An 8,154-nucleotide genomic window follows, 5' to 3' on the forward strand; every position below is an offset into this window, starting at 1 on the left:
GGAACGGTCTTGGCCTCATCCAACGAACGCCGGCGCATCATGCTGCTCACGGGGGCGAGCCGTGGGATCGGCCACGCCACCGTCAAACGGTTCTCGGCCGCCGGCTGGCGGGTGATCACCTGCTCGCGCCATCCCTTCCCGGAGAACTGTCCCTGGGAGATGGGCCCGGAGGATCACCTCCAGGTCGATCTGTCCGACCCCCAGGATACGGTGCGGGGCATCGAGGAGGTGGCCGGGCGCCTGGCCGCCGAGGGCGGCCTCCTGCACGCGCTGGTCAACAATGCCGGCATCTCGCCGAAGGGCCCGCAGGGCGAGCGCCTGGGTGCCATCGCCACCGAGTTCGGGGACTGGCAGCGGGTGTTTCAGGTCAACCTCTTCGCCCCCCTCCTCCTGGCCCGCGGCCTCTGCGAGGAGCTGACCCGGGCCAAGGGCTCCATCGTCAACGTCACGTCCATCGCGGGCTCCCGCGTGCATCCCTTCGCGGGCGCTGCCTACGGTACCTCCAAGGCGGCCCTGGCCGGCCTGACCCGTGAGATGGCGAGCGACTTCGGCCCCCTCGGCGTCCGCGTGAACGCCATCTCGCCCGGCGAGATCGACACCGCGATCCTGTCGCCGGGCACCGACAAGATCGTCGCCGGCATCCCGCAGCGCCGCCTCGGCACGCCCGACGAGGTCGCCAAGGCGATCTACTTCCTGTGCACCGAGGCCTCCTCCTACGTGAACGGTGCCGAACTGCACATCAACGGCGGCCAGCATGTCTGAACGGGGGGCGCGCCGCGCGCTTCTCGTCGGGCTCCTGATCGCCGCATCCCCCGCCGGCGCGGAGCCGTCGGTGGCGATCCTCGACCTGCCGTTCCGAGCCCGTGCCCTGCGGGGGCCCGGCAGCGAGGTCGCGATCGCGGTGGCGACCTCCGGCCTGCTGCCCCTCGCCCGCTCCCGCAGCGCCAATCCGGCGGTCGTCGAGCCCGAGGCGCCGATCGCCGTGGTCTGGGGCGATGCCGGCGGCGCGGCCCTCAGCCTCGTCGACGGGCAGGTGACCACCACCCTGCTCGGCGCCGAGGCGGTGGAGGGGCTGGCGGCCACCGAGACCCCGCGCGGCGCCCTGCCCGGCTCCCGGCGCGCGGTCTCCGGCGCCTTGAGCGCCCATCTGGCGGATCCCCGGCCGGCCCTGGCCGGCGGCCCCGAGCAGGCGGGCACCCTCGTGATCCGCGAGCGTCAGCCCGTGGCGATGGGCGGCGACCCGAAGCCCGTGCCGGTCGTGACCACCCCTCTCTCGGCCGCCCCCGACGCGGCCTTCGCCCTGCGCCGGCCGCGGATCGCCCGGCTGGACGGCAAGCCCATCGTCCTCGCGGTCACGGTCGCGCCCGCCGGCGGGGCCGCCCTCGCCCTGTTCGCCAAGGCCGAGCCCGGTGCCGCGGCGACGCCCGGAGCGGCCTGGACCCTGCTGGCCCGCAGTCCGGAGCAGGCCACCGGCCCGGGAGGCCAGCCCCTGAAGCCGGCCGCCATCGCGGATTTCTCCGGCACCGGCCGGCCCCAGATCGCGACCGTGGCGGCCCCCGACGGCGCCGGCCAGCTGCAGCTCTGGGCCCTGGAGGCCGGCGCCCTGCGCCTGGCCCGGGAGGCGCCGGGCTACACCAACGTCTCCCCGGGCGAGGGCGAGGTCGACCTCGCGGCCCTGGTCGAGCCGGAGCGCGAGGGCGCGCCCGAGCTGGCCCTGCCGATCGCGGACCGGAGCGCCGTGGCGATCCTCTCCCTGAAGGAGGGCGTCCGCGAGCGGTCGCGTGCCCCCCTGCCCGGCCTCGCCGCCTTCGGGCTGGCCAGCCTCGGCCGTGGCCCCGCCACCCGCCTCCTCGTCGGCCTCTCCGACGGTCGCATCGCCGTGGTGACGCCGTGAGCGGGACCGATCCGGAGGCGGCCGCGTCGCGCCTGTTCCCGACGCGGCCCTTCGTCGGCACCTCGATCGCGGTCCTGCGCGACGACCGTGTGCTCCTCGCCGCCCGGGCCAACGAGCCGATGCGCGGCGTCTGGACCCTTCCCGGCGGCCTCGTCGAGGCGGGCGAGCCTCTCGCCGAGGCGGCCCTGCGCGAATTGCAGGAGGAGGTCGGGCTGTCGGCCGAGGTCGTGGGCGTGCTCAGCCCCACCGAGATCATCCTGCGCGACCCCGAGGGCCGCGTGCGCCACCACTACGTCGTCCATCCCCACGCGGCCCTCTGGACCGGCGGCGAGCCGGCGGCCGGCCCGGAAGCCCTGGGCGTGCGCTGGGCCACCCTCGCCGAACTCGAGACCCTGGCGACGACCCCCGGCCTCGCCGCGACCGTTCGCGAGGCCTTCGTCCGGGCCGCTCCACGCGCGGAGCCCGCGGCGTGACGGTTCGTGGTGCGGGGATCGTGATCCTGTGCGGCCTCGCCGTGCTGATGGCCTGGCCGGAGGCCGGGTTCGCCCAGCAATCCCGCGGCGGCTCGTCCCGGCCTGCGCCGAAGCCGTCCGAGAAGGAGAAGGAGCCGCCGCCCGCGCCCGAACCGCCGCCCGCGCCCTACGACCGGGACCTGCTCCGTCTCTCGGAGGTCATCGGCTCCCTCGCCTTCCTGCGCGACCTCTGCACCGCGCCCGATGCCGCCGAGTGGCCGGCCCGGATGAAGGCCTTGATGGAGGCCGAGGGCGTGACCCCGAGCCGGCGCGACCGGCTCGCCGGCGCCTACAATCGCGGCTATCGCGGCTACAGCCTGACCTACCGGGTCTGCACCCCCGCGGCCAACGAGGCGGCCGCCCGCTACGTGACCGAGGGCGAGCGCCTGTCGCACGCCCTGGCGAGCCGGTTCGGCGGGTAGTGATGCCGGTTGGCCACAGGGTGCGGGCCGCGGGCGGAAACGAAGAATTTGAGGGCCCGCGTTAACCGCTTCGCAATTCCTGGCTTTGCGAACTCCTCCGATCGCCCTATCCTCGTGGTTACTCGCCGGGTCGTTCACCGGCGCAAACGATGATGTGGCCCATGCACATGGATACGGTCTCCGCGCCCTTCGAAGCGGATCTCGACGACAAGCGCGTCGCCTTGAGCTACGTCTCGGAAGCGTTCGCCGAGGGCTGTCTCGACGGGCTCGACGGCGACTGCATGGCCCAGGCCGCCCTGTTCGCGGCCTTCCAGGAACTCGTCACGACCTATGGCGAGGAGGCCACGGCCCGCTACGCCGAGGGCTTCCCGGACCGCATCCGCGGCGGCGCCTTCACCACCAGTCCGCAGCATTAACGAAGCCGGGCGCCGCGGCGCTTCACCGGCGCGGACGACCGAAGGGCAGGCGCCGGGTGCCTGCCCTTTTTGCTGCGCCGGACTCAGGCCCGAGGCAGGGCCTCTTCGAACAGCACCGCCTCGCCGCGGGACGGCGCGGTCAGGGCCCCCTCCCACATCACGCCGTGGCCGCGCACCAGGGTGCCCACCGGCCAGCCCGTCACGGTGACGCCGTCATAGGGCGTCCAGCCGCATTTCGAGGCGATCCAGGCGTTGCGAATGGTCTCGCGGCGCTTGAGGTCCACCACCGTCACGTCGGCGTCGTAGCCGACCGCGAGCCGCCCTTTCCGGGCGATGCCGAACAGGCGCTTGGGGCCGGCGCTGGTGAGGTCGACGAAGCGGGCGAGCGACAGCCGGCCGGCGGCGACGTGGTCGAGCATGATCGGCACCAGGGTCTGCACGCCGGTCATGCCCGAGGGCGAATCCGGGTAGGGCTTGGCCTTCTCCTCGAGGAGGTGCGGCGCGTGGTCTGAGCCGAGGATGTCGGCGACGCCCTGGGACAGGCCGTGCCAGAGGCCGTCGCGGTGGTCGGCCCCGCGCACCGGGGGGTTCATCTGCACCAGGGTGCCGAGGCGGGCATAGGCCTCGTCGCCGTCGAGGGTGAGGTGGTGGGGCGTGACCTCGCAGGTCGCCACGTCCTTGGCGTCAGCCAGGTACGCCATCTCCTCCTTCGTCGAGATGTGCAGGATGTGGATGCGGGCACCCGTGGCCCGGGCGATGCGCACGAGGCGCCGGGTCGCCGTCAGGGCGGCCTCCGGCGAGCGCCAGACCGGGTGCGAGGACGGATCGCCCGGCACGCGCCGGTCCTTCTGCGCCCGCAGCATCGGCTCGTCCTCGGCGTGGAAGGCCGCGCGCCGGCGGGTCCGCTTCAGGATCTCGGTGACGCCCGCATCATCCTCGACCAGCAGCGAGCCCGTGGAGGAGCCGACGAACACCTTGATGCCGGCGGCGCCCGGCAGGCGCTCGAGTTCGGGAACCCGATGCGCGTTCTCGTGGGTGCCGCCGACCCAGAACGCGAAGTCGCAATGCATCCGATGGTGCGCCCGGGCGACCTTGTCGGCCAGGGCCTCGGCGCTGGTGGTGAGCGGGTTGGTGTTCGGCATCTCGAACACCGTGGTCACGCCGCCCATGACGGCGGCGCGCGAGCCCGATTCGAGGTCTTCCTTGTGGTCGAGCCCCGGCTCGCGGAAATGCACCTGGCTGTCGATGACGCCGGGCAGCAGGTGCAGGCCGGTGCAGTCGCGCCGCTCGGCGGCTTGCGCCGCCGCGAGGTCGCCGATCGCCGCGATGCGTCCGGCGCGGATGCCGAGGTCGGCGCGGTGCGCGCCGTCCTGGTTCACCACGGTGCCGCCGGTGAGGAGGAGGTCGAAGGGCTGGTCCATTCCGAATCTCCTGGGGCCGTCCGCGTTCCGGACGCACATTGAGACGGGGTCGCGGGCGGCTTATGTCAGGCCCGGACGGGGCGCAATGCCGCCGCCGCTTGTGTCAAGGAGCCGCCATGCCGATCGCCCTGCTGCCGGACCGCGCCGTCGTCACCGTCTCCGGCGAGGATGCGACGAGCTTCCTGCAGGGCGTGGTGACCTGCAACGTCGAGACTCTCGAGCCCGGCGAGGCCCGCCTCGGTGCGCTCCTGACGCCGCAGGGCAAGATCCTGTTCGACTTCCTCGTCGGTCGCACGCCGGAGGGCTTCCAGCTCGACGCCGCCGCCGAGCGCGCGCCCGACCTCGCCAAGCGCCTCGGGCTCTACCGCCTGCGCGCCCGGGTGACGATCGCTCTCGAGCCCACCTTCGGCGTGGCCGCCGCCTGGGACGGGGCCGAGACCGCCGCCGCGGTGACCCGCCGGCGCGACGGCCGCCTCGGGGCGCTGGGCGAGCGCCTGATCTTCGCGCTCGGCGCCTTCTCGGCGGATGCGACCGAGGCCGATTACCACGCCCACCGCATCGCCCTCGGCATCCCGGAGGGCGGGCGCGACTTTCCCTGGTCCGACGCCTTCCCGCACGAGGCTCTGATGGACCAGCTCGGCGGCGTCGACTTCCGCAAGGGCTGCTATGTCGGCCAGGAGGTGGTCTCGCGCATGCAACATCGCGGCACGGCCCGGACCCGGATCGTCCCCCTGGTCGCGGTCTCGGACGAGGTGCTGCAGACCGGGGCCGAGATCACCGCCGGGCAGCGGGCGCTCGGCACCGTCGGCAGCGTCGCGGGCGGCCGGGCCCTCGGCACCGTGCGCCTCGACCGCCTCGCCGACGCCCTGGCGGCCGGTGAGCCCCTGCGGGCGGGTACGGTTCCGGTCGGGGTCGAGAAGCCGTCCTTCGCGACCTTCGCTTTTCCCGAGACCGCGCTGGCCGGCTGACGCAGCCCCAACATCGACGCCGCCGCCCCGCCCGGCTAAACCCTCGGCGATGCTCACCGACGCCTCCGGCCTGATCCACCATCCCGACGGCTGCGCCCGCTGCTGGTGGGCCGGCCTCGACCCCGTCTACGTCGCCTATCACGACACCGAATGGGGCGTGCCGGAGCGGGACGGCCGTGCCCTCTACGAGAAGCTGATCCTCGACGGCTTCCAGGCCGGCCTGTCCTGGGTCACCATCCTGCGCCGGCGCGAGGGCTTCCGCCGCGCCTTCGCGGGCTTCGACCCTGAGGCGATCGCGCGGTTCACGGACACGGACGTCGCCCGTCTCATGCAGGATACCGGCATCATCCGGAACCGGGCCAAGATCGTCGGCACGATCGCGGGTGCCCGGGCCTACCTCGCCATCGAGGCGCGCGGGCAGGGCTTCTCGGCCTTTCTCTGGGACTTCGTCGACGGCGCGCCGATCCAGGGGACGGCGCGGGATCGAGCGGGCATCGCTACCGAGACCGACATCTCGCGAAAGCTGTCCAAGGCCCTGAAGGCGGAGGGGTTCGCGTTCTGCGGGCCGACCATCGTCCACGCCTTCATGCAGGCGGTCGGCCTCGCCAACGATCACCTCCTCGGCTGCCACCGGCACGGGCCCTGCGCCGCCCTCGGGTCTCGGCCCGCCGGGGGCTCGGCATGAGCGGCGATCCCGGCCGCGCCTGGCAGCGGATGCTGTCGGGCCGGCGCCTCGATCTCCTCGACCCGGCCCCCCGCGACATCGAGATCGCCGACATCGCCCATGGGCTCGCCCGCGTCGCCCGCTGGAACGGTCAGACGGCGGGGCCGCACGTCTTCTCCGTGGCCCAGCACGCCCTGCTGGTGGAGGCCATCGGCCGCGGAGAGGCGCCGGGCCTCGGCGTCGGCCACGGCCTCGAACTGCTGCTGCACGATGCTCCCGAATACGTCATCGGCGACATCATCTCGCCCTTCAAGGCGGCGATCGGCGATTCCTACAAGGCGGTGGAGCGCCGGCTCCTCACCGCCATCCGCCAGCGCTTCGGGCTTCCCGAACCGGGCGCGGCCCTGTCCGCCCTGGTCAAGCGGGCCGACGGCATCGCCGCCTATCACGAGGCGACGCGTCTGGCCGGATTTTCCGGGGCGGAGGCCGATGCGATCTTCGGCGCCTGTGGTCCCCTCGGTCCCGAGGCCGAGGCGCTGCTGGTCCCCTGGCCCACCGCGGTGGCGCAAGCACGCTTTCTCGCCCGTTTCCATGGTCTCGCGCGCCCGGAGTCCGCCTGATGCCGCATCTCCAGGTCTGCCCCCTGTCCCGGCTGCCCGAGACCCTCGACGGGTCCGGTGCGACCCACCTGATGACCCTGATGAAGGTCGGCACCGCGATCGCCCGTCCGGTGGGGATCCCGGAGGGACGCCACTGCGTCGTGGAGGTCAGCGACATCGTCGCCCCGATGGACGGACACGTCACGCCGGGGGAGCCCCACATCGCGCAGATCCTCGACTTCGCACGAACCTGGGACCGGGCCCAGCCTCTGCTGATCCACTGCTATGCGGGCATCAGCCGCTCGACGGCGGCGGCCTACATCGTCGCCTGCGCCCTGGCCCCGGACCGCAACGAGGCCGAGATCGCCCAGGCGCTCCGGGCGGCCGCCCCGTCGGCGACGCCCAACGCCCTGTTCGTGGCCCTCGCCGACCGCATGCTGAACCGCGATGGCCGCATGATCGCGGCGATCGCGGAGATCGGTCGCGGCGCGGAGGCCTTCGAGGGTGAGCCGTTTCGGCTGGACTTCAGCTCCGACCTCCAAGTCGTCGCGTAAGCACTTCGAAGAGAAAGCGATCCGGCTTCGGGCGTCCCGCCTGTCGTCGCGCAGAAACCGGGGGGCGAGGTGTGGCGCAAACGCCGCCCCGGACAACGAAACGACGATCCACCGGCCGGATCGGGTTGTCGGCTTCCGGGCCCGCGGCTTAGACCGTCAGAATCATGGGGTAGTTTAGAATGAGTGTCACGCGACCCGCTGTTGCGTCGACGTCCGGTACGGACGAGCCGGGCCTCGACCTGCCCTTCGAGAAGGCGTTGGAGCAACTCGAGGACATCGTGCGACGCCTGGAGAAGGGGGATGTCCACCTCGACGAATCGGTGGCGATCTACGAGCGCGGCGAGGCGCTGAAGCGCCACTGCGAAGGGCTGCTGCAGAAGGCCGAGGCACGCATCCAGAAGATCACCCTGGGTACCGACGGCAAGGCGGCGGGCGTCGCGCCCCTCGACGTCGAGTAGGGGGCGGTTCCGCTTCCGATCGAAATTCTTCATTGGCGCCAAGTGATTGCGCGCATGTTTTCCCTCCGGGCGTGAGGTTGGTTCGGTGTCACGGCAAGAAACCTCGCAAGAGAAGACCTCGCAAGAGAAGACCTCGCAAGACAAGATCGCGCCGGAGCGGGCGCAAGCGACCGCGGTGACCGCGTCGGAGGCGACGGCGATCCTGGACGGCTTGGCGGAGCCTTCGGCGCTGCGTCTGTTGCCGGC

At 72.8% G+C, this 8,154-nt stretch carries 11 protein-coding genes; 10 read left to right on the forward strand and 1 reads right to left on the reverse strand.

The window, feature by feature from the left end:
• Positions 1-39 precede the first annotated feature (39 nt).
• The 5 genes from ASG63_RS14805 to ASG63_RS14825 all read left to right on the forward strand — a co-directional run bounded on the left by ASG63_RS14805 (position 40) and on the right by ASG63_RS14825 (position 3,244).
• Positions 40-762 carry an SDR family NAD(P)-dependent oxidoreductase gene (locus tag ASG63_RS14805; RefSeq protein ID WP_055954102.1) on the forward strand — a complete coding sequence of 241 codons (723 nt, stop codon included), beginning with the start codon at positions 40-42 and terminating at the stop codon, positions 760-762.
• A complete protein-coding gene (locus ASG63_RS14810) occupies positions 755-1,894 on the forward strand; it encodes a hypothetical protein (RefSeq protein WP_056217759.1) in 1,140 nt (379 codons plus the stop codon). Before ASG63_RS14805 ends, ASG63_RS14810 begins: the two co-directional genes overlap by 8 nt.
• Complete coding sequence (locus ASG63_RS14815) at positions 1,891-2,367, forward strand: NUDIX hydrolase (protein WP_056217762.1); 477 nt, start codon at positions 1,891-1,893, stop codon at positions 2,365-2,367. The genes ASG63_RS14810 and ASG63_RS14815 overlap by 4 nt, the downstream gene beginning before the upstream one ends.
• A gap of 47 nt (positions 2,368-2,414) precedes the next feature.
• Positions 2,415-2,828: a TIGR02301 family protein gene (locus ASG63_RS14820; RefSeq protein ID WP_056217788.1), complete on the forward strand. Its 414-nt coding sequence runs from the start codon at positions 2,415-2,417 to the stop codon at positions 2,826-2,828.
• Positions 2,829-2,989: 161 nt separating this feature from the next.
• Entirely contained in the window at positions 2,990-3,244 is a 255-nt protein-coding gene (locus ASG63_RS14825) for a hypothetical protein (protein ID WP_055954093.1), read from the forward strand.
• Between the two features lie 83 nt (positions 3,245-3,327).
• On the opposite strand, the gene ASG63_RS14830 is transcribed toward ASG63_RS14825, so the two are convergent.
• Entirely contained in the window at positions 3,328-4,665 is a 1,338-nt protein-coding gene (locus tag ASG63_RS14830) for a dihydroorotase (protein ID WP_056217765.1), read from the reverse strand.
• A 116-nt stretch (positions 4,666-4,781) separates the two neighbouring features.
• Between ASG63_RS14830 and ygfZ the strand changes: the two genes are divergently transcribed.
• The 5 genes from ygfZ to ASG63_RS14855 all read left to right on the forward strand — a co-directional run bounded on the left by ygfZ (position 4,782) and on the right by ASG63_RS14855 (position 7,908).
• Positions 4,782-5,633, forward strand: a complete 852-nt coding sequence (gene ygfZ / locus ASG63_RS14835; protein WP_056217768.1) for a CAF17-like 4Fe-4S cluster assembly/insertion protein YgfZ — start codon at positions 4,782-4,784, stop codon at positions 5,631-5,633.
• A 49-nt stretch (positions 5,634-5,682) separates the two neighbouring features.
• Positions 5,683-6,318 (forward strand): DNA-3-methyladenine glycosylase I, encoded by a 636-nt coding sequence (locus tag ASG63_RS14840; protein WP_056217771.1) that lies wholly within the window; start codon positions 5,683-5,685, stop codon positions 6,316-6,318.
• A complete protein-coding gene (locus tag ASG63_RS14845) occupies positions 6,315-6,917 on the forward strand; it encodes an HD family hydrolase (RefSeq protein ID WP_056217774.1) in 603 nt (200 codons plus the stop codon). Before ASG63_RS14840 ends, ASG63_RS14845 begins: the two co-directional genes overlap by 4 nt.
• Complete coding sequence (locus tag ASG63_RS14850; RefSeq protein WP_056217777.1) at positions 6,917-7,450, forward strand: tyrosine phosphatase family protein; 534 nt, start codon at positions 6,917-6,919, stop codon at positions 7,448-7,450. The genes ASG63_RS14845 and ASG63_RS14850 overlap by 1 nt, the downstream gene beginning before the upstream one ends.
• A 179-nt stretch (positions 7,451-7,629) precedes the next feature.
• Positions 7,630-7,908: an exodeoxyribonuclease VII small subunit gene (locus ASG63_RS14855; RefSeq protein WP_056217779.1), complete on the forward strand. Its 279-nt coding sequence runs from the start codon at positions 7,630-7,632 to the stop codon at positions 7,906-7,908.
• Positions 7,909-8,154: the final 246 nt, after the last annotated feature.

This window comes from Methylobacterium sp. Leaf94 (genome assembly GCF_001426045.1).
Lineage (GTDB): Bacteria > Pseudomonadota > Alphaproteobacteria > Rhizobiales > Beijerinckiaceae > Methylobacterium.

Excerpts from the sequence above, each read along its gene's own strand:
- ASG63_RS14805 (WP_055954102.1), top strand. The coding sequence starts at position 40 with ATGCTGCTCACGGGGGCGAGCCGTGGGATCGGCCACGCCACCGTCAAA.
- ASG63_RS14810 (WP_056217759.1), top strand. The coding sequence starts at position 755 with ATGTCTGAACGGGGGGCGCGCCGCGCGCTTCTCGTCGGGCTCCTGATC.
- ASG63_RS14820 (WP_056217788.1), top strand. The coding sequence starts at position 2,415 with ATGGCCTGGCCGGAGGCCGGGTTCGCCCAGCAATCCCGCGGCGGCTCG.
- ASG63_RS14825 (WP_055954093.1), top strand. The coding sequence starts at position 2,990 with ATGCACATGGATACGGTCTCCGCGCCCTTCGAAGCGGATCTCGACGAC.
- ASG63_RS14830 (WP_056217765.1), bottom strand. The coding sequence starts at position 4,665 with ATGGACCAGCCCTTCGACCTCCTCCTCACCGGCGGCACCGTGGTGAAC.
- ygfZ (WP_056217768.1), top strand. The coding sequence starts at position 4,782 with ATGCCGATCGCCCTGCTGCCGGACCGCGCCGTCGTCACCGTCTCCGGC.
- ASG63_RS14840 (WP_056217771.1), top strand. The coding sequence starts at position 5,683 with ATGCTCACCGACGCCTCCGGCCTGATCCACCATCCCGACGGCTGCGCC.
- ASG63_RS14845 (WP_056217774.1), top strand. The coding sequence starts at position 6,315 with ATGAGCGGCGATCCCGGCCGCGCCTGGCAGCGGATGCTGTCGGGCCGG.
- ASG63_RS14850 (WP_056217777.1), top strand. The coding sequence starts at position 6,917 with ATGCCGCATCTCCAGGTCTGCCCCCTGTCCCGGCTGCCCGAGACCCTC.
- ASG63_RS14855 (WP_056217779.1), top strand. The coding sequence starts at position 7,630 with ATGAGTGTCACGCGACCCGCTGTTGCGTCGACGTCCGGTACGGACGAG.